At 67.9% G+C, this 21562-nt stretch carries 21 protein-coding genes; 11 read left to right on the top strand and 10 right to left on the bottom strand.

Annotated elements, in window-relative coordinates; translation table 11 throughout:
- On the bottom strand, positions 1–1296 hold the full coding sequence (locus E0H45_RS29635; protein ID WP_165546631.1) for an ABC transporter substrate-binding protein: 1296 nt from the start codon (positions 1294–1296) through the stop codon (positions 1–3).
- A 190-nt stretch (positions 1297–1486) separates the two neighbouring features.
- Here E0H45_RS29635 and E0H45_RS29630 point away from each other — a divergent pair, with 190 nt between their 5' ends.
- From E0H45_RS29630 to E0H45_RS29615, 4 genes are read left to right on the top strand one after another with little or no spacing between them, the layout of a single operon-like run.
- Positions 1487–2368 (top strand): carbohydrate ABC transporter permease, encoded by an 882-nt coding sequence (locus tag E0H45_RS29630; protein WP_131343313.1) that lies wholly within the window; start codon positions 1487–1489, stop codon positions 2366–2368.
- A complete protein-coding gene (locus tag E0H45_RS29625; protein ID WP_131343311.1) occupies positions 2368–3216 on the top strand; it encodes a carbohydrate ABC transporter permease in 849 nt (282 codons plus the stop codon). The genes E0H45_RS29630 and E0H45_RS29625 overlap by 1 nt, the downstream gene beginning before the upstream one ends.
- Before the next feature lie 43 nt (positions 3217–3259).
- Complete coding sequence (locus tag E0H45_RS29620) at positions 3260–4783, top strand: hypothetical protein (protein ID WP_131343309.1); 1524 nt, start codon at positions 3260–3262, stop codon at positions 4781–4783.
- Positions 4780–5604 (top strand): fumarylacetoacetate hydrolase family protein, encoded by an 825-nt coding sequence (locus tag E0H45_RS29615; protein ID WP_238155362.1) that lies wholly within the window; start codon positions 4780–4782, stop codon positions 5602–5604. The genes E0H45_RS29620 and E0H45_RS29615 overlap by 4 nt, the downstream gene beginning before the upstream one ends.
- 82 nt (positions 5605–5686) lie before the next feature.
- Here E0H45_RS29615 and E0H45_RS29610 read toward each other — a convergent pair whose 3' ends face one another.
- Positions 5687–6538 carry an SDR family oxidoreductase gene (locus tag E0H45_RS29610; RefSeq protein WP_131343307.1) on the bottom strand — a complete coding sequence of 284 codons (852 nt, stop codon included), beginning with the start codon at positions 6536–6538 and terminating at the stop codon, positions 5687–5689.
- Positions 6539–6659: 121 nt separating this feature from the next.
- On the opposite strand from E0H45_RS29610, the gene E0H45_RS29605 reads away from it, so the two are divergent.
- On the top strand, positions 6660–7559 hold the full coding sequence (locus tag E0H45_RS29605; protein ID WP_131343305.1) for an AraC family transcriptional regulator: 900 nt from the start codon (positions 6660–6662) through the stop codon (positions 7557–7559).
- Here the strand turns inward: E0H45_RS29605 and E0H45_RS29600 are convergent.
- The gene (locus tag E0H45_RS29600; protein WP_131343303.1) at positions 7549–8583 is read right to left on the bottom strand and encodes a helix-turn-helix transcriptional regulator; all 1035 of its coding nucleotides are present in this window, start codon (positions 8581–8583) and stop codon (positions 7549–7551) included. The genes E0H45_RS29605 and E0H45_RS29600 overlap by 11 nt on opposite strands.
- Positions 8584–8705: 122 nt before the next feature.
- Between E0H45_RS29600 and E0H45_RS29595 the strand changes: the two genes are divergently transcribed.
- From E0H45_RS29595 to E0H45_RS29580, 4 genes are all read left to right on the top strand, one after another.
- Positions 8706–9068: a cupin domain-containing protein gene (locus E0H45_RS29595; protein ID WP_131343301.1), complete on the top strand. Its 363-nt coding sequence runs from the start codon at positions 8706–8708 to the stop codon at positions 9066–9068.
- Complete coding sequence (locus tag E0H45_RS29590) at positions 9065–9439, top strand: DUF1304 family protein (protein WP_131343299.1); 375 nt, start codon at positions 9065–9067, stop codon at positions 9437–9439. The genes E0H45_RS29595 and E0H45_RS29590 overlap by 4 nt, the downstream gene beginning before the upstream one ends.
- Before the next feature lie 127 nt (positions 9440–9566).
- Positions 9567–11114, top strand: a complete 1548-nt coding sequence (locus E0H45_RS29585) for an alkaline phosphatase D family protein (RefSeq protein WP_131343297.1) — start codon at positions 9567–9569, stop codon at positions 11112–11114.
- Positions 11115–11116: 2 nt separating this feature from the next.
- Entirely contained in the window at positions 11117–12358 is a 1242-nt protein-coding gene (locus E0H45_RS29580) for a hypothetical protein (protein WP_131343295.1), read from the top strand.
- A gap of 1 nt (position 12359) precedes the next feature.
- Here the strand turns inward: E0H45_RS29580 and E0H45_RS29575 are convergent, their stop codons facing one another.
- Complete coding sequence (locus E0H45_RS29575) at positions 12360–12962, bottom strand: anti-sigma factor family protein (RefSeq protein ID WP_131343293.1); 603 nt, start codon at positions 12960–12962, stop codon at positions 12360–12362.
- Positions 12959–13459, bottom strand: coding sequence for a sigma-70 family RNA polymerase sigma factor (locus E0H45_RS29570; protein WP_131343291.1), 501 nt, complete (start codon positions 13457–13459; stop codon positions 12959–12961). The genes E0H45_RS29575 and E0H45_RS29570 overlap by 4 nt, the downstream gene beginning before the upstream one ends.
- An 86-nt stretch (positions 13460–13545) precedes the next feature.
- On the opposite strand from E0H45_RS29570, the gene E0H45_RS29565 reads away from it, so the two are divergent.
- Positions 13546–14055, top strand: coding sequence for a COG4315 family predicted lipoprotein (locus tag E0H45_RS29565; RefSeq protein ID WP_131343289.1), 510 nt, complete (start codon positions 13546–13548; stop codon positions 14053–14055).
- On the opposite strand, the gene E0H45_RS29560 is transcribed toward E0H45_RS29565, so the two are convergent.
- The 5 genes from E0H45_RS29560 to E0H45_RS29540 all read right to left on the bottom strand — a co-directional run bounded on the left by E0H45_RS29560 (position 14049) and on the right by E0H45_RS29540 (position 20471).
- Positions 14049–16094: a beta-galactosidase gene (locus E0H45_RS29560; protein ID WP_202872559.1), complete on the bottom strand. Its 2046-nt coding sequence runs from the start codon at positions 16092–16094 to the stop codon at positions 14049–14051. The genes E0H45_RS29565 and E0H45_RS29560 overlap by 7 nt on opposite strands.
- A 60-nt stretch (positions 16095–16154) precedes the next feature.
- The gene (locus E0H45_RS29555) at positions 16155–17006 is read right to left on the bottom strand and encodes a carbohydrate ABC transporter permease (RefSeq protein WP_202872558.1); all 852 of its coding nucleotides are present in this window, start codon (positions 17004–17006) and stop codon (positions 16155–16157) included.
- Entirely contained in the window at positions 17003–17944 is a 942-nt protein-coding gene (locus E0H45_RS29550; protein WP_131343287.1) for a carbohydrate ABC transporter permease, read from the bottom strand. Before E0H45_RS29550 ends, E0H45_RS29555 begins: the two co-directional genes overlap by 4 nt.
- Positions 17941–19320 (bottom strand): extracellular solute-binding protein, encoded by a 1380-nt coding sequence (locus E0H45_RS29545; protein WP_131343285.1) that lies wholly within the window; start codon positions 19318–19320, stop codon positions 17941–17943. Before E0H45_RS29545 ends, E0H45_RS29550 begins: the two co-directional genes overlap by 4 nt.
- A 107-nt stretch (positions 19321–19427) precedes the next feature.
- Entirely contained in the window at positions 19428–20471 is a 1044-nt protein-coding gene (locus tag E0H45_RS29540; protein WP_202872557.1) for a LacI family DNA-binding transcriptional regulator, read from the bottom strand.
- A 230-nt stretch (positions 20472–20701) separates the two neighbouring features.
- Between E0H45_RS29540 and E0H45_RS29535 the strand changes: the two genes are divergently transcribed.
- Positions 20702–21517, top strand: coding sequence for an oxidoreductase (locus E0H45_RS29535; protein ID WP_165546630.1), 816 nt, complete (start codon positions 20702–20704; stop codon positions 21515–21517).
- Positions 21518–21562 lie beyond the last annotated feature (45 nt).

Raw genomic sequence — 21562 nt, 5'->3', positions numbered from 1 at the left:
CTACTTGCCCTTCGCCAGTGTGTCGTTCCACGCCTTCTCGGCGTCGTCCAGTGCCTGCTTCGCCGACTTGGTGCCGGACATGAACGCCCGCACCTGGTCGTCGAACAGCTGCCGCAACTGCTCGTCGTTGCCGGACCCCATCGAGGCGTCCACGCTCTGTTTGAAGGTGTCGACCAGGATCTTCCGCGCCTGGTCGGCCGGCGTGGTCCCGGTGATCTCGGTGAAGAACGGGTCCGCGAGCGCCTTCACCGAGGACGGGTAGATCGGCACCAGCTTGCACAGCGCGAGCTGCTGCTCGGGCGCGGCGACGTACTTGAGCCAGGCGGCCGCGGCAGCCTGGTTGTCCGACTTCGCGGGGATACCCATCACCTGCTGGCCGGGCATGTAGAACTTGCCGTCGGCACCGGTCACCGGCGGTCCGACCGTGATCGACGAGTAGACCGCGGGCGCGTTCTTCTCGACGTTCAGCAGTGAGCTCGACACAGCGGCCGGGTTGAACGCGATCCCCTTGTTCTCCAGCGACTGCGGCATGTCCCGCGGGTTCTCGCTGAGGCTTCCGGGGGCGATCGCGCCCGAGCTGAAGAGCGGCTTGAACTTCTCCAGCAGCGCGAGGGCCTCTGGGGTGTTGAAGGCGGCCTTCTTCGCGTCCTCCGACAGCAGCGGGATGCCGTTCGCCTGCACCACGCTGGAGTACGCCATGAAGTTGGTCGCCGACTTGCCGGTCGCGTCGTGGTACGTCTTCGCCAGCGTGAGCGCGTCGTCGTACGTCTTCGGCGGCTTGGCCGCGTCGAAGCCGGCCTTGGCCAGCAGATCCTTGTTGTAGAACGCCAGCGACGTGCCGCCGTTGTACCACGGGATCGCGATGCGCTTGCCGTCGACAACCAACGGCTCGGTCAGGTTCGGCAGGTACGCGGCGACGTCCTCCTGGCTGAACAACGAGCCCAGGTCGGCCATCGAGCCGGCGAACAGGCCGGTGGTCGAGGAGGTGAAGTTGACGACGTCCGGCACCTTGCCGCTGGCGATCGCCGCCAGCAGTTTGGTGGTGATGTCGGCACCCGGTACGTCGACCCACTTGATCGAGACCTTCGGGTGCTCCTTCTGGTAGGCGTCGATCCACTTCTGGATGTCCGGCCCGTAGTTCTTCTGCAGGTTGATCGTCCACCACTCGACGTCACCGGAGTAGGCGTCGCCGGACTGTTTCTGGTCGTCACCACCGCCCGCGGGACTGCCGGACATACAGCCGGTGAGTGCGAGGACGAGCGTGGCGACAACAGCGGTGAGTCGGAGTCGGGCCATCATTGGCTCCTCGGGAGGGAATGTCCTAAACCTGGCTTACAGACACCAGAGTGTTCGCCATCTGATCGCGCGAGTCAACGGAAGATGCCGAAATTTTCTGGAGTTACCGCTTCCGAGCCGGTGGGTTCTGCGTTACGGTTCCGGTCAGCTTGGTATCTGAAATCCGGGTTTCAGACACGAGGAGCAATGTATGCCGGGTCTCCGTGGCCGCGTGGTGGGTCAGCATTGGTACACGCCGTACGTGTTCATGCTGCCCGGGCTGCTGTTCTACGCCGCGATGTTCGCGTGGCCGGCCGTGATCGCGATCCAGCTCGCGTTCTCCGACTACGACATCGTGCATCCGGTGCGCTTCTCCGGGCTGGACAACTTCGTCCGGCTGGCCCACGACCCGCGGGTCTGGATCGCGCTGCGGAACTCGCTGCTGTTCGTGCTGATGTTCCTGCCGCTGACCGTGGTCGCGCCGCTGTTCCTGGCGATGCTGGTGAACCTCAAGCTGCGCGCGATCCAGGCGTTCCGGATGCTCTACTACCTGCCGGTGATCACGTCGATGGTCGCGGTGGCAGTCGCCTGGCGGTACGTGTTCAACCGCGAGGGCGTCGTGAACTGGGTGCTCGGCCTGTTCGGCGCCGGGCCGATCGACTTCCTGCTCGACCGGCACTGGGCGCTGCCCACGGTCGTGCTGCTGGAGGCGTGGAAGAACGCCGGTCTGTTCATGATGATCTACCTGGCCGGGTTGCAATCCGTCCCGTCGGACCAGATCGAGGCGGCGACGATCGACGGTGCGAACGCGTGGCAGCGGCTGCTGCACGTCGTCGTACCGTCGCTGCGGCCGACGTTCGCGGTCACGCTCGTGCTCAGCATGCTCGAGGCGATGCGTGCCTTCGAGTCGGTGTACGTGCTGACCCGCGGCGGGCCGCTCGACTCCACTCTCACCCTCGGCTACTACATCTGGTCGAAAGCCTTCGAGGACTACGACATGGGCTATGCGAGCGCCGTCGGCCTGCTGCTGTGGGCGATCATGATCGTCCTGGCCGGCTTCAACCTGCTGGTGACGCGGCGGAGGGACGTCTGATGGCCAGGCGGCTTTACCGGCGTACGCCGAGGATCAGTGCGCGCCGCGTCGGCCTCTACGTCCTGCTGATCGTGGTCGCCGCGTTGTTCATCGGGCCGTTCCTGATCCTGCTCAGTGCCGCGACCAAGCCGGCCAGCCAGGACGTGTTCGGGTTCCCGCCCGACCTGATCCCGCGGCCGCCGGTACTCGAGTGGTTCCGCGAGGCGTGGACGACGATCCCGTACGCACGCTTCCTGGTGAACTCGGTGCTGTACGTCGGCATCACCGTCCCGGTGTACCTCGTGGTGTCCGCGCTGACGGCGTACCCGCTGGCCAGGATCGCGTTCCGCGGCCGCGGGGTGTTCTTCATGCTGTTCCTGTCGATCATGTTCCTGCCCGGCGAGCTGATGCTGATCCCGCGGTTCCTGGTGATGAGCGAGCTCGGGCTGACCGACACGTTCGCCGCGGTGATCCTGCCCGCGATCCTGTCGTCGCTCGGGATCTTCCTGCTCCGCCAGGCGTTCTCGCAGATCCCCGACGAGATCGTCGAGGCCGCCCGCGTCGACGGCGCGAACGAGTTCGCGATCTTCTGGCGGATCTGCGTGCCGATCGTCGCGCCGACGCTCGCCGTACTGGCGATTCTCGGGTTCGTGTCGGTGTGGAACAGCTTCATCTGGCCGCTGGTGGTCCTGACCAGCCAGTCCAAGTTCCCGATCGCACTCGGGATCGCCTACCTGAGCGGCGTCTCCGGCACCGACGTCCGCGGTCTCGCCGCCGGCACCGTCATCTCGCTGGTCCCGGTCATCCTCGTCTTTCTCCTGCTGCAGAAACGCATCCTCAACAGCATGGGCGGCGCAGTCAAAGGCTGACCCACCCACTCACCCGCCCAACCCCTTCGTTTGTGAGGCACCGATGCACCCTGAGCTCAGCCGCCGCACGCTCCTACTCACCACCGCCGCGGGCGGGGTCGCCGCCTGGGCCGGTCTCCCGGCCCTGTCGGCCTCCGCCGATCCACTCGTCTACGACTCTCCGGCCGCGTTCGACGCGGCGCAGGCGGGATATCTCGCGTCCAACGCCCAGGACAACGAGGCCGGCTTGTACGCCTGGGGCGAGTCCTACTTCCTGCTCGGCCTGCTGCGGATGTACGAGGCCTACCAGGACGAGCGCTACCTGCGAACGTTCGAGGACCGCGCCCGCCACCTGATGAAGACCACCGACCACGCTCGCCACGTCCAGGACTACGCCGGCCGGTCCGGCAAGGTCTGGCGCACGGCCGGCAACTACACCGCCGGCCACGGCGTGCTCCCCGACGGCAACGGCGCTCCGGCAGTTCAACTCCGCTGGGCCGGCATCAGGTCGGCCGAATCGACCGCCGAGGTCCTGAATGTTGCCAACGGCACCTTCGACCTCGTGCTCCGCAACCCCGCCACGACGACCGTCGTGACGCTACCCGCCGTCAGCCTCGACCCGGCGTCGCCGACGTACGTCGTGACGGCGGTCAACAACGCCTACAACGCGTCGCTGCGCTGGACCGCGGTAGATCTGCGAACGGCTCCCGCAGCCGCGCCCGCACCGGCGGCGACCACGATCGCGTTCAAGTCGCAGTACTACGTCTTCGCGGTGCACACCGGCATGATCGCCTTCCCGCTGGCCCGCTACGCCCGGATGGTGCTGCAGTCCGCGAAGCTCCGGCGCGGTGAGCGGCAGGAGTTCGCGAGGGAGGTTCTGGACGCGGCGACCGCGGCGGTCGCGTTCCATGACCCGGAGTGGGTGTCGCGCGCAGACGGCACCGGCGACTACGTGTGGCCGAAGGGGGCGCCGATCCCGTTCGACGGCACGATCCAGCCGTACAACCAGAGCCAGGGCATCGGTCAGGTGCTGGTCGAGCTGTTCCGCGTGACCAAGCAGCCGCGCTACCGGACCCGGGTCCTGCAGATGCTGAAGGCGTACGAGCCCGCGCTACGACTCGTTGGCGACGCCTACGTCTGGACCTACTGGCCGCCGTACAGCCAGCTGTACACCGGGTACCCGAAGACCGCGGGGATCTCGGAGTACACGCCGTCGTACCCGGCCTCGACGCAGATCGAGGACCTGAGCCACGCCGCGATCAGCACCGAATTCGTGCATGCGGCGTACGACGCGGGGATCGCCGGCGGACCCGCGACGGACATCCAGCGCTTCACGAAGACGTTCACGCAGAAGCTGATCCGGTCCGCGACCGAGGTCTGGTACCGGGTCGACGGGACCGGCGATGCGGTACCGGCGAACGCGGTGCAGTGCGCACGCTGGGGTGCCTATGCCGAGCAGGATCTGCTGGTCTATCAGCAGTCCTTGCGCGTGTACGACGCCGCACAGCTCGTCCCGGTGCAAGGCTCGCACGCATTGGGTATCGCCTACCTGAACTGGGCGAAGAACTCTGGTTGGAGGAACAAGTGAGACTGCTCCGGATCCACACCGACGACGGACTGCGCGACGCCGTACTCGCCGATGACGGCCGGGTGGTGACGTTGCCGGGTACGTCGGAGGCGTTCGACCCGGACCGCTGGCGCGAACGAGCCGCCGCGGCAACCGACCCGGCGGTGGAGTTCGAGGCGGTGCGGCCGGCCGCGCCGCTCAGCCCCGGGAAGATCGTGTGCGTCGGACTGAACTACGCCGACCACGCGGCCGAGGGCGGGCAGGCGGCGCCGGCCGAGCCGATCCTGTTCATGAAGGCGCCGGACACCGTGGTCGGCGCGCAGGACGACGTGGTGATTCCGCGCGGCGGCGAGAAGACCGACTGGGAGGTCGAGCTCGGCGTGGTGATCGGCCGTACGGCGTCGTACCTCGCCGACGAAGCCTCCGCGATGGAGCATGTCGCCGGGTACGTGCTGGTGAACGACGTGTCCGAGCGGCACTTCCAGCTCGAGCGCGGCGGGCAGTGGGACAAGGGCAAGAACTCGGCGACGTTCTGCCCGCTCGGTCCGTGGATCCTGACCGCGGACGAGGTGCCGGATCCGCAGGCGATCAAGCTCGGGCTGGACGTGAACGGCGAGGCGCTGCAGGACAGTTCGACGGCCGAGATGATCTTCGGCGTCGCGCACCTGGTGCACTACATCTCGCAGTTCATGACGCTCTACCCGGGCGACGTGATCAGCACCGGCACGCCGGCCGGCGTAGGCGCGGGGCAAAAACCACCACGCTACCTACGCGCGGGCGACGTACTGCGGGTGTGGGCGGACGGCCTGGGGGAGCAGCGGAACAGGCTCGTCGCGGCTTGATGGTTCCGCCACGCAGGCACAACCCGATGGTTTGACGTTCGAACCGCGCCGAACCGGGGGTTCTGCCTGCGTGGCGGTCCCGTCAGCCCTTCAGCGCGTTGGCGATCGTCTCCGCGATCGGGGTGGTGGGGCGGCCGATCAGGCGGGCGAGGTCGGAGCCGCGGCCGGCGAGGAGGCCGCGTTCGATGGCCTTGTCGACGTCGACGAGCACCGGCACGAACGGCGCCGGGATCCCGGCAGCCGTCAGCACCTGGGTGAGATCCTCGGGGGAGACTTTGTTGTAGGCAACGTCCTGACCGGACTGCTTGGACAGCTCCGCGGCGTACTCGGCCTGCGTCCAGGCCGTGTCGCCGTTCAGCTCGTACGCCTTCTTCTCGTGCCCTTCGCCGGTCAGTACGACGGCAGCCGCCGCCGCATAGTCCCGCCGCGACGCCGACGCGATCCGCCCGTCACCCGCAGCACCGACGACTCCGTTCGCCAGCTGTACGGCGATCTGGTCCGTGTAGACCTCGCTGTACCAGCCGTTGCGCAGGAACGTGTACGGCAGCCCCGAGTCGAGGATCGCCTGCTCGGTGGCGATGTGGTCCGCGGCCAGATCGAAGTCCGCATCCGGTCCGCCGAGGACGCTGGTGTACGCGATCCGCGCAACGCCGGCGTCCTTCGCGATCGCGATGATCGCCTTGTGCTGGTCCAGGCGGTTCGGATCGATGCCCGAGATCAGCAAGAGGGTGTCCCCGGCACCGATCGCCTTCCCCAGCGCGTCCGGGTCGTTGTAGTCGGCGATCCGCACCTCGACGCCGCGGTCCGCGATCGGTGCCGCCTTCTCGGCGTTCCGTGCGACCGCGACGACCTGGCCGGCCGGGACCCGCTGCAGCAGCTCATCGATGACGAGACTGCCCAGGTGACCCGTGGCGGCGGTGACGACGATGCTCATCCGTACTCCTAGTCGTTGAGGTTCTGTCACCGACAGTAGGCGTCGTGGGCGAGCGGATCTATGTCCATAGAGCGCTGGTTTATGTCTTATCGTCTTGATCGGTGCGCGTATGATGAGCACCATGGATGTGCTCGCAGATGTCGTCACCGCGATGCGGACCGGCCCGGCCACGTCCGGGCGCACCGACGTCCGGGGTCCGTGGGGGCTGCGGATGGTGCACTCCTTCGGCGCCACCTTCCACCTCGTCCTGCAAGGTACGGCGTGGTTGCTGCCGCCGGACGGAGACCCGATCCCGCTCGGCCCGGGTGACGCGGTCCTGCTGCCGCGCGGCGTCGAGCACGCGATCGCCGACCACCCGGATTCGCCGCTGGTCGATTTCGACCCGTCCGTCGAGGAGCCGCCGCAGGGTCAGGGCGCGCGGTCGTTGCTGCTGTGCGGGACCTACCGGCTGGACCGCGAGCGCCCGCACCCGGTGCTGAGCAGGCTGCCCGACGTGGTCGTCGTACCGGCGAACCCGGGACGCCACCGTTCGTTGCATACGGCAATCAGCATCCTCGGCGAGGAGCTCGACGCGCAGCGGCCCGGCGCGGCTGCCGTCGTACCGGCGCTGGTGGATGCGTTGCTGGTGCTGATTCTGCGGGCCTGGATGGAGAACAACGACTGCCCGACGGCTGGGGGCTGGTCGCGGGCGCTGACCGATCCCGCGGTCGTGCAGTCGCTGGAGCTCATCCACGAGCGGCCGGGCGCCGCGTGGACCGTCGCCGACCTGGCGTCCGATGTCGGGCTGTCGCGGGCCGCCTTCGCACGGCGGTTCACCGAGGCGGTCGGGGAGCCGCCGCTGACGTACCTGTCCCGCTGGCGGATGACGACCGCGGCCCGGCTGCTCCGGGACCACGATCGCCCGCTCGCCACGGTGGCGAAGGAGATCGGCTACACGTCCGAGTTCGCGTTCGCGAAGGCGTTCAAGCGCGACTTCGGCGTACCGCCGGGGACGTATCGCCGGCAGGTCGTCACGGCCTGATCTCCGGCCTCAGGGTCGCCACCAGTTCACCACGGCTACGGACGCCGACCTTGGCGAACGCCGACTTCAGGTGGTCCTGGATCGTGTGCGGCGAGATCGACAATCGATCGGCGATCGCGCCGGTGGTGTGCCCGGAGATGATCTCCAAACAGATCTCCCGCTCCCGCGTGGTCAGGCCGTACGCCGCGAGCAGCATGCCGACCAGGTGCTGACCCGAAGCAGGCTCGATCGTCACCACCACTTCGTCCTCGCTTTCACCCAGCAGTCGGCTGCCCTGCATGAGGACCCACTCGCCGGACGCGGTCTGCACCCGTGCCTGGAAGGTTCCGGAGGCGCGGGTGCCCGTGACGACGGCCCGGAGCAGTACGCCGAAGCGTCCCGGTGCGATCTCGTCCAGCTCGTTCTGCCAGGTCCGGGCGGCCGCGGTGATCGCCCGTGGCTCGCCTGTCGGGCCGGTGACGACGATCGACGGGCCGACCCCTCCGCGGTACCCGTGTGCGTCCGTGCGTACGGCGACCCGCGTCGCCGCGCCGATGACCGGCGCCACCGACCCCAGGAACTCCACCTCCCGATCGCTGAAGTCCGGACCGCTGCGGACGAACCCGGCCGCACCCCAGCAGTCCCCGTCGACGACGAAGGTCGTCCGGACCTCGTGCTCGATCCCGAGCGGCCGCCACACCTCGTTCAGTCGCCGGTGACCGACGACCTCGCGGTACGGCAGGTCCGAAAGCCGCGCGACCTGGCGTGACGTGCGGGCCAGTTCGGCGAACGAGTTCGGCACGGTTCCGGTGTACTCCGTCTCCGCCAGCCGCGGCTCGTACTCCGCTGGGATGCGGGCCGCGCCGCTGGTCATCGAGCTGATCACCAGCGTGCCCGGATCCATGCCGCCCCAGCAGGTGAGCTCGCTGCCGACGATCTGTTCGACCACCTCGATCGCGGCCGCGTGCAGTTCGGCGACGCCCATCCCCGAGGTCGCCAGTGCCGCGATGTCCCGGCGCGCGGCCCGCGCCCGGCCCTCCCACATGCGCTCAGTATGCGCCGACGTACCACTGCCGACTATCCCCGAAATGTGGGGATTCCGGCGCCCCTGACGAGCCCATCCGCGCGGGATACCTCTGTCGTCCGCCGGTTCCTACCGTCGCAGTCATGAACGAAACAGTGCATCTCAGCAATGCCGGCAGCGGTGTCGAGTACGCCGCCCCGGACGCGACCGTGACGGTGAAGATCGGTGCCGAGCACACCGGCGGGCTGTACGAGCTGTTCGAGATCGACGCGCCGCGCGCCGACGCCTCGCCGCCGCACAGCGAGTCGTGGAGCAAGGCGTTCTACGTCCTGCAGGGCCGGATCCTCGTCCAGGCAGGGGATCAGGGCTACGACCTCGGCCCCGGCGCCTCGATCAGCATCCCTGCCGGCACCGTGAACACGTTCTCCGTGCTCACGCCGTCGGCGAAGTTCCTGACCATCAGCCAGACCGCCCGGATGAGCGCGTTCCTCGCGGACCTGGCATGAGTACGGCGGCGCAGGTCCTCGCGATCGCCATCGCGGTCATGCTGGCGTCGGTCTGGCTGATGGAGTCGTTCTTCTACCGCCATCCGCGGCTGTATCCGCTGTTCCTGCTGGAACGCCGGGACTTCGACGCGGTCAAGTTGTGGATCGTCAACCTCGGGTTCTACAACCTCACGACCGGAGTCGCGCTGGCGCTCGGGGTCGTCCTCGCCCGGACCGGGCACGTGCCGCAAGGGGAGGCGCTGGTCGCGTTCACCGCGGGGCAGCACGTTTTCCTGGCGCTCGTCCTGCTCGCAACGGAGCGGCGACTCTGGTTGAACACCTTGCTGGAAGGGGTTCCGGCCGCCGTACTGCTGCTACTCGTTCTGCTGTAGGAAATTTACCAATTCTGCGCAATCATGGGCACGGAGCACCGCACACACTCAAGGTTCCCGAATGGTCACCCGCAGTTCGACCGATCCGGGGGCCTACCGCCCTGAGTACCCGTGAAGGTGAGGCCTCATGAGCCCAATCAGTCGCAGGACCCTTGTTCTCGGCGGACTCGCCGCGGCTGGGGCCGGCGCCCTCCCGGCTGCCGCCCAGTCCTCGGTGATCACCGCCACCGCCGCCGTCCCGTACCCGTTCCAGCTCGGCATCGCGTCCGGTGAGCCGGACGCGAACAGCGTCGTGCTCTGGACCCGCCTGGCGCCATCGCCGCTGAATGCCGACGGCCAAGGCGGCATGGCGAACGCAGATGTCGCCGTCGACTGGCAGGTGTCGACCACCGACACCTTCAGCACGCTGGTCGCGTCCGGCACGGTGACAGCGAAGTACGCCTCCGCCCATTCGGTGCATGTCGTCGCAGGCGGCCTCAGCCCCGACGCCGACTACTTCTACCGCTTCCGCGCCCAGGGCCACCTGTCACCCGTCGGCCGCACCCGCACCGCTCCGGCTGTCGGCACCAACGGGCGTGACCTGGTCATGGCGTTCACCTCCTGTGCGCACTACGAGGAGGGCTACTACACGGTCTACCGGCGAATGGCCGAGGAGAACCCGGGCCTCATCCTCTTCCTGGGGGACTACATCTACGAGTACGGCGCAACCGCAGGCAGGCCTCGACTGCACGCGGGAGCGAGCGAGATCGTGTCGCTCGCGGACTACCGTCGCCGGTACGCGCAGTACAAGTCGGATCCCGACCTGCAGGCCGCGCACGCGGTCGCGCCGTGGCTCGTCGTACCGGACGACCACGAGGTGGAGAACAACTACGCCAACATGGTGCGGGCGGACAGTACGCCGTCTCTCACGACAGCGCAGTGGACCGCTCGGCGGACCGCGGCGTACCAGGCGTACTACGAGAACATGCCGCTGCGGCCGGGGCAGGCGAACAGCGGCAACTCGATCCCGTTGTACCGCCGGCTGCGGTGGGGGAGTCTCGCGACGTTCCACATGCTCGACACGCGGCAATACCGCAACGACCAGGCCTGCGGCGACGGCTGGAAGGTGTGCTCCGACGCCGATCTCGCGACCCGCAGTCTGCCGGGCAACGCCCAGGAGACGTGGCTGCTCGACGGTCTCAACCAGCACTACGGCACGTGGGACATCCTTGGCCAGCAGGTCTTCTTCGCCCGCCGGTTCGACTCGGCCGGTGCGGGGAGCATGGACTCGTGGGACGGCTACCGCGCCTCGCGGGCCCGCATCCAGCAAGGCTGGATCGACCGCGGAACCCGCAACCCGGTCGTCCTGACCGGTGACGTCCATCGCGCGTGGGCCAGCGACCTGAAAGCCGACTACAGCAACGCGAACTCGGCCGTCATCGGGTCCGAGCTGGTGACGAGCTCGGTCACCTCGAGTGGCGACGGCGACGGGGCCACCACGATCCCGAACCTCGCGGACAACCCGTGGCTGCGGTTCTACCAGAACCGTCGCGGCTACGTCCGGACGACGATCAGCCCGACCCAGTTGCGGGCCGACTTCCGTGCGGTGGCGAAGGTTTCGGAGCACGACGGCGCGGTGAGTACGGCGAAGTCGTTCGTCATCCAAGAGGGTCAGCCCGGACTGCAGGCGGTGTGACGATGAAGAAGACGCTTGCTATTACTGCCATCGCGGCGACGGTGCTGACCTTCACCGCGACCACCGCCGAGGCGCACATCGCTGCTCCCACCTGGGTGGCGGCGAACAGCGTGTCCACCGGCGACCAGGACGCAGCCTCGGTTGCGATCAACCGCAACGGGTACGTCGCCGTGGCGTGGGAGGACGACCGTGACACCGACAACGCGACCGACAACGTGCACAGCGAGATCTACTTGCGGCTGTTCCACAACGGCACTGCGGTGTACGAGACGAAGCTGTCCGCGGGCGGAAGCAGCGGTGTGACGAACTGGCGGCACCTGCACCCGGACGTCGGCCTGGACGACAAGGGCAACGCGGTCGTGGTGTGGCAGGACGACCCGGACGGCAACGGGTACTACAACATCCCGTACCGCGTCGTGAACACCGCCGGCACCGTGACAGCGTCCGGCAACTCGAACAGCAGTTCCACCGGCCAGCAGGTCAACCCGCGAGTCGCTGTCGACCCGGACGGCGCTCCGTCCGGTGCGGCTGTCGCGTTCACCATGGCGTGGGAAGACATCCAGACCGGTACGCCGGCAACGGTGAAGGCAGCCGGCTTCACCGGGCCGACCACACGCGCCTGGGAGGTGACCGCCTCGCAGACGACCGGCCAGCACCACAACCCGGATGTGGCCGTGTCGGCGTCAGGTGACGCGGTCGTCGTGTGGGACGAGGACGGCGATGCCAACGCCGACTACAACATCGGACTGATCCGGCTGGGCCGTACGAACGGTGCAGCCACGCTGTCGCGCCGGGTCGCCAACTCGAACACCACAGGTCAGCAGACGCATCCGGCCGCGGCAGCCAACTTCAACGGCGACTTCGCGGTCGCGTGGGAGTCGGCCGGTGCTGTCGTAACGCGTTCGTTCAACAGTGTGGGCACAGCCAGGTACGCCGACGTACAGGCTGCTACTGCTGGTGTGGCACCGTCGATCGGCATCGACGACCAGGCGCAGACGGTCGTCGGCTGGACAGTGGCGGGCACTGATCCCGACGTGTGGGTACGTGGCTTCGGTACTGACGGCACCGACACGGGTCGACTGTCGGCGCAGCGGCTGAGCTCCGTGGCCACAGGTCGGCAGGAGCAGATGACAGTCGCGGTCTCGCCGTACGCCGAAGTAGCGGTCGCCTACACCGACGACAACGACGGAAACACCTACGACCAGGTCTACCTGGGCACGGGAATCTCCAACAACAGCTGGTGAATCAGTGCGTCGTGGGGGACACCGTGCTCAGTACGGTGTCCCCTGCGTCGACCACTTCGAGGTGGTCGATGTCGCGCAGCGGGATCGACGTACTGGCGGGGACCTGTGCGTGGTAGCTGCCGTTCGCTGCCCACCAGCCGGCCGTCTCAACGGTTCCGTCACGGCCGTGGACGACGAGCATGCAGTGCTCGTACGGCTGCAGGTCGGTCAGCCGGAGCTGGATGTCCGTACCCCAGCCACGACTCACCAGCTTGGCCGTGGTGTCGAGACCGCCGACCCCGTCCGTCGCTGTCCACGTTGCTGACGCCGGCGCGGACAGCAGGCCCCAGCTGGCCACGCCAGAGATCGCCGCCACTGCTGCAGCGGCCGGCACCCACCACGGCCGCCTCTTTCTGCTCAGCTGAAGCGGCGCAGGTTCCGGCTGCTCCGCATCGATGTCCTCAACCGGTACGGCGTGCAGCAGCCCAGGCAGATGCGCGAACTGCAGCAACGTCTCGCGGCACGCCGTACACGTCACGACGTGCTCCTCGACCGCGCGACGCTCGGACGCCTCCAGTGCACCGAGCACGTAGGCGCCGATCGACATCGTCTCCGGGCACGTCATGAGCCGGTCACCCCTCGTTCCTCCAGTGCAGCGCGCAAAGCATGCAGCGCGTAGTAGCTGCGCGACTTCACCGTTCCCGGCGGTACGCCGAGGACGACGGCCGCCTCGTTGACGGTGCGGCGGCGGTAGAACAGCTCGACGATCACCTGCCGGTGGTCCGTGCTGAGACCCCGCAGTACGTCGATCACCTGCCAGATCTGCAGCACGCGGTCGATGTCGTCGGTGAGAGCCGGGAACTCGCGGTCCTCGATCGGTACCTCCGTCACCCGCGCGCTCTGCCGACGGCGGCCGGAGATCACCAGGTTGCGGGCCACCGTGAACAGCCAGCGCCCGGCCCGGTCCGGGTCCAGGTCGGCCGCATGCGTCCAGGCTCGCGCCATCGTCTCCTGCACGATGTCCTCGGCGTACTGCCGGTCGCCCACGGAACGCAGGACGTACCCGAACAACGGCCGCCGGTACTTGTCGTACAACGCGCGGATCACCGTGTCGTCATCCACACCCAGGAACTACGCGGTACGACGATAAAAGGTTCAACTGAACCGCCGGGCCGGATCTCGCGTATTCATGAGCGAGAGGAGATTCGATGAAAACCACAATCTTGTTGCTAGGAGCAACGGTGGCGGCGCTCGGCGCGCTGACCGCCTGCGGTGACGACTCCCAGCCCGCCGCCGGTGACGCCGGTGGCGCTGCGGCGGCGGTCTCGGTCAAGGACGTCAGCGGTGTCGGCCAGACGCTGGTCGACGCCGCCGGGAAGACGCTGTACTTCGCCGACCAGGAGGCGGGCGGCACGATCAAGTGCACCGACAGCTGCCTGAGCTTCTGGATGCCCGCCACCGGGTCTGCCGCCGACGCGAAGTCGGTGACCGGCCTCGCCACCATGAAACGCTCCGACACCGGCGCGGACCAACTCACCTTCCAGGGCAAACCGCTCTACACCTTCAAGCTCGACACCGCCGCCGGTGAGGCCAAGGGCAACAACCTCGCCGACGCCTTCTCCGGTATCGACTTCACCTGGCACGCCGCCGCCACCTCGGCTGCCGCACCGACCCAGGCCCCGTCCAGCTCCGGCAACGACGGCGGCTACGGCTACTGAGGTTCGACCAGGATCCGCACGTCCCACGGCCCCAACTCGAGCTTGCCGTTCGCCGGTTGATCAGCGAGTACGTCGTGCATCGCCGCGGGCACCGTGATGCCGACGCTCTCCCACGACCAGTTGTGGACGAACCGGAGCCGCCGGCCGTCCCTGGCGGTCGCGGACGTGACGGTCACGCTGCTCGGCAGGTCGGTCCAGGACGTCGGCTTGAGCCATCGGAAGAGTGCTGCGGCGAGCTCTGGGTTCGGCACCGTTCCGACGTAGGTGATCCGGCCGGCGCCGCGGGCCGCGGTCGTCATCGCCGGCCACTGCCCGAAGTGCGGGTGTTCGTAGCCCGCCAGCACCTCGGCGCCGTCGACCTGGAGCCCGTCGACCCAGCGTGTGCCCGCGGCGGAGGCGCCGAGTTGCAGGCCGACGCCGCGCACGGGCACGTCTGCGCTGACGTTGCTGTACTCGTCGTACCAGACACCGGCCGCGGCTGCGAGTCTGGCGGGCTGGACGTCGGTGCGGGCCCGTGCGTCGAGGTCGGCGTACCCCGTGCGCGGTCCGACGACCAGATGCCCGCCCGCCTCGGCGTACGCGACCAGCTGGTCGAGCAGGTCGTCGCTACTCAGGTAGAGCGCTGGTACGACGAGTACCGGGTGCTCCTCGACCGAGCCGGTGAACTGGCTCGTGTGCAGGATGCGGACCTGTAGGCCAGCGTCGAAAGCCCCACGGTAGAAGGGATCGAAGAACCCGTGGTACGAGCGTTCGTCCGGGCTGCCGTCCTGCTGCGCGAGCGCAGGGTACTTCTGCATCAGCCACTTGCTGGGTAGTGAGTACAGCATGGTCACGTCGCTGTCCGGGGTCAGGTCGGCCACGAGTGAACCGGCGGCCTCGAACTCTGCACCGAGCTGCGCGACCTCCCGGTACGTGCGGCCCGGCTGGCCGCTGTGGGGGAGGACTCCACCCCAATAGGTCTCCGCCCCGAAGTGCAGTGTGTGCCAGTGCCAGTATTCGATCAGCTTGGCGCCACGTGACACCAGCGCCCACGCCGCTTGCCGCCACTGACCGTCGTACGCCGGGCGATTGTTCCAGGGGTAGCCGATGGACTGTGCGTTGGTCTCGGTGACGAGGAATGGGCGCTGCTGGGACGAGTACATGCGGTCCGCGCTGAGGTAGAGCGCCCACGTGCTGGTGGTGGTCCAGCCCTGCGCGGCTACCTCGGTCTGGGGGTGCATCAGGCCGTCCTGCATGGCGTAGTACGCGTTGCCGGAGGTGACGTCCAGACGGCGTACCAGCTCGTCGTCGGCGACGGCAGGGCGCTCGTAGGCGATGCAGGTGGTCACGAACTGATCCGGTCGCGAGTACTCGCGGACGATATCGGCCTGCCAGCCGATGAACTCCGTCGTCTGATCCGCCTGGAACTGCCGCCACGCGACGTCGTACTGCGGTTGGACGTTGCCGTCCGGTGTCCACAGGTCTGCCCAGTCCGAGAGCCGGTGCGACCAGTAGACAAGGCCCCACGCGTCGTTCAGCTTCTGCACATCGCCGTACCGCTGCCGGAGGCTGTCGACGAAGCGCTGGAAGACGCCGTGGTTGTGGAGCAGCTCGTTCCCCGGCTCGTTGTCGACCTGGAACCCGATCACCGCCGGGTGCTCGGCGTACCGTTCGGCGATCCGGCGGATCATCCGCTCGGCGTGGAACTTGAAGCCGGGATGGGTGAAGTCCACCTCCTGCCGCGCGCCCCATCCGATCCGCTGACCCGTCTTCCGCTCACCGGTGATCTCCGGGTAGAGCCTGGCCAGCCACGGCGGCACGGCGTACGTCGGGGTGCCGAGGACGACCGCGATACCGCGGTGGTGCGCGCCGTCGAGGACGGGCTGCAGCCAGTCGAGGTCGAAGCAGCCGTTCTCCGGCTCCCAGGTCGACCAGACCGACTCGCCGACCCGGATCACCGAGAAGTGCGCGGCGGCCATCAGGTCGAGATCCCGCTCGAGGCGGTCGTACGGCTGGTACTCGTGATAGTACGCAGCTCCGAAGAGCACCCGCTCTTGCACGCGTTTCTCCTAGGGTAGAAGGGAAATGAGGGGTTGTCTGATGGTTCCACCAGACAACCCCTAGGCCTTCACGCCGCCCGCGGCCAGGCCGGACTGCCAGTACCGCTGCAGCAGCAGGAACGCCGCGATCAGTGGGACGACGGAAAGGAACGAGCCCGTGATCACCAGCGAGAGCACGGCTCCGGTCGTGCCGCCGCCCGCCCCGGCCTGTGACGACCACGCGGCCAGGCCGACCGTGATCGGGTACAGATCGGGGTTGTTGAGCATGATGAGCGGCAGGAAGTAGTTGTTCCAGGTCGCGACCAGGGTGAAGAGCAGCACCGTGACGACGCCCGGGGCGAGCATCCGGAGCGCGACCTGGAAGAAGATCCGGAACTCGCCGGCACCGTCGATCCGGGCCGCCTCGATGATGCCGTCCGGTACGGCGTCCTGGGCGTAGATCCGCATCAGGTACAGGCCGAACGGGCTGACCAGCGACGGCAGGATGATCGCCAGCGGCGTGTTCACCAGACCCGCCTTGCTGAACAGCAGGTACGTCGGGATCGCGAGCGCCGTGGTCGGCACCATGATTGCCCCGAGCACCAATCCGGACATCGCCGCGTTGCCCCGGAACCGGTACTTGGCGAAGCCGTACCCGCCGAGGGCGCACAGGAAGGCCGCCCCGCCGGCACTGACCACCGAGTACAGGACGGTGTTGCCCATCCAGCGGGTGAACACCCATCCGCCGTTCGTCACGGTCTCGCGGACGTTGGAGAAGAACGAGAAGTCGTGCGCGAACCACAGGCCGAAGCTGGAGAACAGATCGCCGACGTTCTTCGTCGAGGCGATCAGCAGCCAGAACAGCGGCAGCAGGAAGTAGATGAGGAGCACCACCATGGCGATGGTCAGCAGGTTGCTCCGTCGGCCCGTCATGACCGGCTCCTTCTGGTGGTGATGAAGAGGACGGCGTACGACGCGACGACGATCACCGCGCCGAGCAGGAACGAGACCGCTGCGGCGTAGTTCACTTCCTGGCCGGTGAACGCGAGCGAGTAGCCGTAGAGGTTCGGTGTGTATCCGCTGTCGATCACGCTCGGCGCCAGCCGCTGCATCAGCTGTGGCTCGCTGAACAGCTGGAAGCTGCCGATGACCGAGAAGATCAGGCACACCAGCAGAGCGGGCCGCAGCGCCGGGATCTTGATGCTCCACGCGGTCCGGATCGCGCCGGCGCCGTCGACGGCCGCCGCTTCGTACAGGTCGTGCGGGACGGCCCGGAGTGCGGCGTACAGGATGATCATGTTGTAGCCGGTGAACTCCCAGGTCACGACGTTCGCCAGCGAGCCGAGCATCCAGCCGGACGTGAGGAACTTCGGTGCGGCCAGCCCGAGACTGTCGGCGAGCTGCGCGAACGGCCCGAAGTCGGGGCCGTACAGGTAGCCCCACATGAGTGCGGCGACCACGCTCGGTACGGCGTACGGCAGGAAGATGCCCAGCCGGAACACCTTCGCCATCCGCAGCAGGCCGCTGTCGATCGCGAGCGCCGCCAGCAACGCCACGACGAGCATGATCGGCACCTGGATCACGAAGAACAACGCGACCCGGCCGACGCCGTGCAACAGGCGCGGATCGGTGAGCGCCCGGGTGTAGTTGCTCAGCCCGGCGAACACCGTCCCGCCGATCAACCGCTCCTGGAAGAGGCTGAGGTACGCCGCGTAGGCCAGCGGGAGAACCAGCATGGCGACGAACACCAGCATGAACGGCGCGACGAAGAGGTAGCCGGTGGAGGCATGGCTCACGCCACGCCACCGCCGACGGACCTCCCCGCGGCCCGGGGCCTGTGCCTCGAGCCGCTCGGTGGTGTTGACGCTCATGGGTTGACCTTGAAGCCCTGGTTCTGCGCGTACTTCGTGATCCGGTCCTGCCACTGGTCGAGCGCCGCGCTGCTGTCGGTCTTGTTCGCGAACGACTTGCCGACCGTCTCGTTCCAGTCGCTGACGGTCTGGTCGAGGAACGGCGGCCACTGGAACTTCGTGTCCACCGTGTCGCTGATCCCGGCGAACAGCTTGTTCACCGGCTGACCGCCGTAGAAGGGCAGCGGCTTGTCGACGAAGGAGGTGTCGGCCAGCAGCGCTTTCGTGACCGGGAAGAGGAACTGCTGGGTCGCGAACATCTTCGTCGACTCGGGGTCGGTGTTGATGAACTCGGCCAGCTTGGCGGCCGCGATCGGGTTCTTCGTGCCTTGGACGACGGCCGTCGTCGAGCCACCCCAGTTACCGGAGACGTTCTTGCCGGCCTCCCACTGCGGGAGTGGTGCGGCGCGCCACTTGCCGCTGGTCGCCTTCGCGCTGCCTTCCAGGAAGACCGGGCCCCACGCGGCGGTCAGCCAGGTCGCGTAGCTGCCGCGGTTCAGCGCCTGGTACCACGCGTCGTTGAAGTCGGCATCGGCCGACACCGCGCCGTCCTTGATCAGGCCGCCCCAGTAGTCGGCGACCTTCTTGGACTCGGCGCCGTTCAGATCGACCTTGATCGAGTCGGCGGTCGGGCTCTCGAACGGCTTCACCCCGGCCTGCCACAGCATCCCGAACCACACACCGGCCTGGCTCTGCGCAAGATTCGTCATCGAGACCTTCGGGTCGGCGGCGTGCAGCTTGCGGGCCGCCGCGGCGAACTCCTCCCAGGTCTTCGGTACGCCGATGCCGTACTTGTCGAAGATGTCCTTGCGGTACAGCATCCCCATCGGCCCGCTGTCCTGCGGAACGGCCCAGACCTGACCGCCGGAACCGACCACCTGCTGCCAGGTCCACGGCACGAACTTGTCCTTCAGCGCCTCGGCGCCGTACGGGCGCAGATCCATCAGGCTCTTGGTGAGTGCGAACGTCGGGATGTACTGGAACTCGATCTGGACGGCGTCCGGGAAGCCGGTCCCGGCTTTCAGTGCGGTCCGCAGCTTGGTGTACTGCGGGGTGCCCTGGCCGGCGTTGACGACCTTGACCTTGATCGCTGGGTACTTCTTCTGGAACAGGTCGACCTCCTTCTGGATGTTCGGCACCCAGGTCCAGAAGGTGAGCTCGGTCGGCGTGGACATCGCCTTGTCGATGTCGGCCTGGCTGACGGCCGGCGCCTGACTCGCAGTGCCGGACGACGATCCGCCACCTCCGCCACAGGCGGCGAGAGCCAGGGCGGCCAGGGCGAGGGCGGTGCCGACGGCGGTGCGTCGGCGGATATTGAACAGTCTGGTGATGAACACGGCGAACAACTCCTCGAGACGTGGCAAGGCGGTGCCCGGGCACGGGCTTCGGCCGGCGTGCCTGACAGGGGTACGGCGAGCTGGGCGCCGTCTGTGGTGCGGCTGGGTCAGCGCGCGGTAGTGGGCGCTGCGGTGGAGTGACGGACGACAAGCCGGAGCGGTGGTGGCTCCGGGAGCAGAGAGTGGTCGCCGGTGGGTGACTCGATCTCTGTGACCAGGTTCGCGATCCCGCGGGCGACGTGGACGTCGAAGTCCTGCGGGACGGTGGTGAGTGGCGGCGTCAGGAACGCGGCCGTCGGGATGTCGTCGAAGCCGACGACGCTGACGTCCCCGGGGACCGGCCGGCCGGCCTCGGACAGTGCCCTCAGGACACCGATGGCCATGTCGTCGTTGGCGACGAAGACCGCGGTGACGTCGTGGTTCGCGGCCAGTTCACGGCCGGCCGCATAGCCGGAGGCAGGGAGCCAATCGCCTTCCAGTACAGGTGGTTCGGGGGCGCCGGCGTCGGCCAGGGCCTGTCGCCAGCCGGCCAGCCGGTCGCGGGCGGCCCACCAGCGCTGCGGGCCGGCGACGTGCCAGACCGTGTGATGCCCGAGGCCCAGCAGGTGTTCGGTAGCGGTCCGGCCGGCGCCGATGTTGTCGCCGCCGGTGTCCAGGCTCGGCTTCGCGCTGAGCCCGGGGAACCGGCCGAAGCTCAGCACCGGGATGTCGACGTCGATCGGTACGTCGTCGCCTTCGTCGATCGGTTCGGACAGGATGATCCCGTCCACACCCTGCTCGAGCAGGTGCTCGACGACATCGGCGACGGTGTCGCCTTCGAGGGTGTTGACGATGCTCACCGAGTAGCCGGTCGTCCGGAGGGTCTGTTCGATCGCCACCAGTTGGGTCGACGGCCCGAACAACGCCGTACCCAGACAGACCACGCCGATCCGCTTGGTCCGGCCGGAGTTGAGCGCCCGGGCCGCGTCGTTGCGCCGGTAGCCGAGCTCCCGCATGGCGGCCTGGACCCGGAGCCGCACCTCTTCCTTGACGTACGGCTCCCCGTTCAGAACCCGCGACACAGTCTTCTGCGAGACCCCGGCAAGCCGCGCGACATCCATGCTGCCGGGACGCCGCGAGCGGCCGCTGCCGCTCACCTTCGCCTCGCTCATGGCCCGCCACCTTATCCCGGACGATCGTTCTGACTGCGTAGTCATAATGTGTCTACGTAGTCAGAACGTCAAGACCTCGCGCCCGGCTCCTGGTGGTCCTCGGCTCGCCCCTCATTGAGAGTACGACCATAATTTTAATTTCCGGAAAGTCTTGCTCCTGGCACTCCGCCAACGTATGTTCGTACGAACGTAAGGCATACGAACATAATTCAACCCAGGCGGAGCCCGTGATGACAGCAACTCGCCAGGTCGCGCTCGTAACCGGCGCCACCTCAGGCATCGGCAAGGCGACAGCGATCGCGCTGGCCGCCGCAGGCTTTGAGGTGATCGGAACCGGCCGCAACACCGCGCGCCTCACCGCGCCTGCCGGGGTGACCTACCTCGACCTCGACGTGACCAGCGACGAATCGGTCGCCTCGGCGGTCAAGCAGGTGATCGACCGGTTCGGGCACGTCGACGTCCTGGTCAACAACGCCGGCGTCGGCTCAACCGGCGCAGGCGAGGAGTTCTCGATCACCCAGACGCAGGACATCTTCGACATCAACGTCTACGGCGTGATGCGGACGACCAAGGCAGTTCTGCCGCACATGCGCGCCCAAGGCCGCGGCCGCGTCATCAACGTCTCCTCCCTCAGCGGATTCGTCCCCAGCCCGTTCATGACCGTCTACGTCTCGACCAAGTACGCGGTAGAGGGCTACTCCCAGTCGCTGGACCACGAGGTTCGCGAGTACGGCGTGCGGGTCCTGCTCGTCGAGCCCGGCCCGATCAATACTCCGTTCGCAGGCCACAGCGTGGAGGCCGACACCCCCATGCCGATCTACGCGGCGGGACGGCGCAACTACGACAAGCTGCTGGCGAAGAACCTCAGCAGCGGCGACGACCCCGCCGTCGTCGCCAAGGTGATCGTCGGGGCGGCCACCGACCGGAACCCGCAACTACGGCGCACCGCCGGTACGACCGCCCGGACCGTCAACGCGGTGTACCGCGTCGCCCCGGCCCGGATCTTCGACCGCGTCATCCGCAGATTCAACCGGATGCCGAGCTGATCGCCCACCTGCGCGAGGGTCGCATCGGCCAGCCGTATTCGGGGC

Origin of the sequence: Kribbella soli (assembly GCF_004331345.1) — a bacterium.
Lineage (GTDB): Bacteria > Actinomycetota > Actinomycetes > Propionibacteriales > Kribbellaceae > Kribbella > Kribbella soli.
The sequence above is the reverse complement of the archived record's forward strand: the minus strand, read 5'-3'. Positions and strand labels throughout refer to the sequence as shown.

Bases quoted from the DNA above. Each gene is read 5' to 3' on its own strand.
- E0H45_RS29635 (WP_165546631.1), bottom strand. From the start codon at position 1,296: ATGGCCCGACTCCGACTCACCGCTGTTGTCGCCACGCTCGTCCTCGCA.
- E0H45_RS29625 (WP_131343311.1), top strand. From the start codon at position 2,368: ATGGCCAGGCGGCTTTACCGGCGTACGCCGAGGATCAGTGCGCGCCGC.
- E0H45_RS29630 (WP_131343313.1), top strand. From the start codon at position 1,487: ATGCCGGGTCTCCGTGGCCGCGTGGTGGGTCAGCATTGGTACACGCCG.
- E0H45_RS29535 (WP_165546630.1), top strand. From the start codon at position 20,702: ATGACAGCAACTCGCCAGGTCGCGCTCGTAACCGGCGCCACCTCAGGC.
- E0H45_RS29565 (WP_131343289.1), top strand. From the start codon at position 13,546: ATGAAAACCACAATCTTGTTGCTAGGAGCAACGGTGGCGGCGCTCGGC.
- E0H45_RS29595 (WP_131343301.1), top strand. From the start codon at position 8,706: ATGAACGAAACAGTGCATCTCAGCAATGCCGGCAGCGGTGTCGAGTAC.
- E0H45_RS29590 (WP_131343299.1), top strand. From the start codon at position 9,065: ATGAGTACGGCGGCGCAGGTCCTCGCGATCGCCATCGCGGTCATGCTG.
- E0H45_RS29540 (WP_202872557.1), bottom strand. From the start codon at position 20,471: ATGAGCGAGGCGAAGGTGAGCGGCAGCGGCCGCTCGCGGCGTCCCGGC.
- E0H45_RS29620 (WP_131343309.1), top strand. From the start codon at position 3,260: ATGCACCCTGAGCTCAGCCGCCGCACGCTCCTACTCACCACCGCCGCG.
- E0H45_RS29610 (WP_131343307.1), bottom strand. From the start codon at position 6,538: ATGAGCATCGTCGTCACCGCCGCCACGGGTCACCTGGGCAGTCTCGTC.
- E0H45_RS29550 (WP_131343287.1), bottom strand. From the start codon at position 17,944: ATGAGCGTCAACACCACCGAGCGGCTCGAGGCACAGGCCCCGGGCCGC.
- E0H45_RS29575 (WP_131343293.1), bottom strand. From the start codon at position 12,962: ATGACGTGCCCGGAGACGATGTCGATCGGCGCCTACGTGCTCGGTGCA.
- E0H45_RS29600 (WP_131343303.1), bottom strand. From the start codon at position 8,583: ATGTGGGAGGGCCGGGCGCGGGCCGCGCGCCGGGACATCGCGGCACTG.
- E0H45_RS29580 (WP_131343295.1), top strand. From the start codon at position 11,117: ATGAAGAAGACGCTTGCTATTACTGCCATCGCGGCGACGGTGCTGACC.
- E0H45_RS29605 (WP_131343305.1), top strand. From the start codon at position 6,660: ATGGATGTGCTCGCAGATGTCGTCACCGCGATGCGGACCGGCCCGGCC.
- E0H45_RS29585 (WP_131343297.1), top strand. From the start codon at position 9,567: ATGAGCCCAATCAGTCGCAGGACCCTTGTTCTCGGCGGACTCGCCGCG.
- E0H45_RS29555 (WP_202872558.1), bottom strand. From the start codon at position 17,006: ATGACGGGCCGACGGAGCAACCTGCTGACCATCGCCATGGTGGTGCTC.